This is a genomic window from Tabrizicola sp. (assembly GCF_051645465.1).
In the GTDB taxonomy this organism is placed as follows: Bacteria; Pseudomonadota; Alphaproteobacteria; order Rhodobacterales; family Rhodobacteraceae; genus Tabrizicola.
The window spans coordinates 1-2,209 of record NZ_JBOFBI010000111.1 but is presented as its reverse complement, the minus strand read 5'-3'; the positions used below and the strand labels follow the sequence as shown (position 1 = coordinate 2,209).

The window sequence follows — 2,209 nt, the reverse complement described above, 5'->3', positions numbered from 1 at the left end:
CGATGAACTCACGGAAGCGACGGCCGTACTTGCGGGCGATATAGCCCTGATACGCCTTGGTGAAACCCCTGAGTTGCGAATTGGACGCCGACCGCGCCGCCGGGCCAAGGGCCGACCGCGCGATGGTCGGCACGTCGCCATAGCGGGCGAAGACCTTCTCGAACTCCGGGTACATCGCGTTCTGCGACTTGCCCGAGTTGATGATCCGGGTCACGTCTGCCACCGCCTTGTCGATCAGCGCGCGCGCCTCTTCGACCGTAAAGGCCATCGCTGCGCGCGGCAGCGACAGCACCGTCAGACCAGCGGCAAGACCCGCCCCGAAGGCGCGGCGCGAAAGGATGGGATCATTCGGCATAGGGGTCCTCATAGGGGTCAATAAAGTCATCGTCTCCGCCGGCACCCGCCGCCTCTCCGGTCTGCCCCAGCTGGAACCGCCGGTTCTGCAGATACAGGAGCCGCGCCTGAGCATAGCTGTCGGCACTCTCATATAGGATCGAATCTACAGTATCCGCATAGCGGTCGCGATCACCAAGCCGTGCGAAAAGCCCCATTACCGTCGCGGCCATCGCCTCTCTCTCGGGCAGGGCCAGCCGCACCGGGTTCAGGACCACGTCGACCACCCTTCCCGTCGCATCCCGCGCCGTCGACGGCCCTAGCACCGGCAGCTCCAGATAGGCCCCTTCGCCCGCGCCCCAGACATGCAGCGTCTCGCCGAAATCGGTGGGCTTGCCCGGCAGCCCGATCGCCGTCGAGGCGTCGAAGATCCCGCCCACCCCCATCGTCAGGTTGACTGCCAGCCGCAGGGTGTTCTGTGCCGCATCGGCGATGTTGAACTGCAGAAGGTCGTTGGCGATATCCCCGGGAACATCCAGCGTATCGGCGACATTGCCCACCACCTTCTTCACCGGCTGCGGCACGACCGAGCCATAGCCCTTGGACGCCGGTCCCACCAGCGCCCGGTCCAGCCCGCGGTTGAACGCATGCACCTTGCGGTTCGATTCCTCGTAGGGGTCGTTGATCCCGTCCGGCCCGGGCTTGCCCGCACAGCCCGCCAAAAGCAGACATAACGCGACACCCGCGACATACTGTCCACCCTTGCGCGAATTTGATGGAATTATCAGACCCATGTTCCTAGCGTCCCGCCAGCTTAGCCCTTAGCATAGGTTTGGCTGGCAATAGGCAAGGCATAAGTCCCTGACTTGCCCAAGACAACGGCCAAGCGTGGCAGGAAGGCGACGGGCGGCAGAATGACGCCAAAGATGCAGGAGAAGTGATGGCCGACGCCCGACCCACCGCAACCATCGATACCCGTCCGGGGCTGGCCGAACTGGCCGCCGCCCGCGCCTTGTCGCGCAAGGCGCTGATCACGGCTTTCATCTTCTCGGCCTTCGTGAACCTTCTGATGCTGACCTCGCCGCTCTACATGCTGCAGGTCTATGACCGGGTTCTCATCTCGCGGTCCGAAGAAACTCTGCTGGCGCTGTCGCTCCTCGCCGCGTTCATGTTCCTGATCATGGGCCTGCTGGACCACGCCCGCGCCCGCGTGACAGCCCGAATCGGCACAAGACTGCAGGCGTCGCTGGATAGCCGCGTCCTTTCGGCCGCGTTCCGTCGCCTGTCCCTCGCCCCGCAGGACACCGCCGCGCTCGCCGCCCAGCGCGACCTTGACGCGCTTGCCCGGTTCTGGGCCTCGCCCGTCCTCCTCGCGCTTTTCGACGCGCCCTGGACGCCGGTCTTCATCGGGGCGGTCTTCATCTTCCACCCCTGGCTTGGCATGCTCGCCATCGCCGGCGGCCTGATCCTCGTGCTGATCAGCTGGCTGAACCAACGCACGACCAAGACGCCGCTGGACGCTGCCAACGTTGCAAGCCTGACCTCCGACCGTCAGTCCGACAACCTCAAGTCCGAATCGGAACTGGTGCAGGCCCTGGGCATGACCGGCGCGGCCTTTACCCGCTGGCAGACTGCCCGCGGCCGCGCCCTGAACGAGGGGCTTGCCGCCTCCGATACCACCGGGCGCTGGTCGGTGCTGACGAAAACCTTCCGGCTTTTCCTGCAATCGGCCATGCTTGGCCTCGCCGCCTGGCTGGTGATCAGAGGAGAGCTTTCCGCCGGTGCCATGATCGCCTCATCCATCCTGATGGGTCGCGCGCTGCAGCCCATCGAACAGGCGGTCGGCCAATGGCCTGTCGTCACCCGCGCCGGACAG

Annotated in this window: 3 protein-coding genes; 1 reads left to right on the top strand and 2 read right to left on the bottom strand. The window is 65.4% G+C overall.

The window, feature by feature from the left end; translation table 11 throughout:
- Positions 1 to 355 (bottom strand): ABC transporter substrate-binding protein (locus tag ACRCSW_RS06865; RefSeq protein ID WP_438703705.1); only part of this gene is annotated, 355 nt, incomplete at its 3' end.
- Positions 345 to 1,127, bottom strand: a complete 783-nt coding sequence (locus ACRCSW_RS06860) for an MlaA family lipoprotein (RefSeq protein WP_438703704.1) — start codon at positions 1,125 to 1,127, stop codon at positions 345 to 347. The genes ACRCSW_RS06865 and ACRCSW_RS06860, both read right to left, overlap by 11 nt.
- A 146-nt stretch (positions 1,128 to 1,273) precedes the next feature.
- On the opposite strand from ACRCSW_RS06860, the gene ACRCSW_RS06855 reads away from it, so the two are divergent.
- On the top strand, positions 1,274 to 2,209 hold a 936-nt coding region (locus ACRCSW_RS06855; protein WP_438703702.1), incomplete at its 3' end, for an ABC transporter transmembrane domain-containing protein.

Bases quoted from the DNA above. Each gene is read 5' to 3' on its own strand.
- ACRCSW_RS06860 (WP_438703704.1), bottom strand. From the start codon at position 1,127: ATGGGTCTGATAATTCCATCAAATTCGCGCAAGGGTGGACAGTATGTC.